A 515-nucleotide genomic window follows, 5' to 3' on the forward strand; every position below is an offset into this window, starting at 1 on the left:
GTGTCAAAGCGCCGCAGTTGCGCAACATCGAGTTGACCGGACCGTACTTCCACAACGGCGGCAAGCTCACGTTGCGGCAGGTCGTGGACTTCTACTCGCGCGGTGGCGATTTCCCGATCACCAACGCCGCGCACCGCGACTTCAACATCCTGAGCCTGAGCCAGGACGTGCAGGCGCAACTCAGCGAACAGGAGAAGAATGCGTTGGTCGACTTCCTGCTCAAGCTCACCGACGAGCGCGTCGCGCGCGAGCAGGGTCCGTTCGACCGTCCGGAAGTCTTCGTGCCGATCGACGGCCGCGCGCCGCGCAATTCACTGGGTCGCGCGCAGTTCCTGACGGAGAGCAGCACGCCTGTTGCTGCCTGCGGAGGCGCGCCGTGCTTCATGCAGGTGACCAACGTGGGTGCGGCGGGCCATGCGACTCGGTTGCCGTCGTTCCTGAATATCGCTCGTACTCGCCAGCCCGGACCGAACAACGATCACTTCGATCGTTGACACCGAGCCGGAGGAGCCGCG

Annotated in this window: 1 pseudogene; it reads left to right on the forward strand. The window is 64.7% G+C overall.

The annotated features are described in order from the left end of the window. Nucleotides 1–494, forward strand: a pseudogene (locus AC1DRF_RS32055) (hypothetical protein); the annotation flags it as partial. Nucleotides 495–515: the final 21 nt, after the last annotated feature.

Source organism: Priestia sp. P5_B4 (assembly GCF_056400385.1).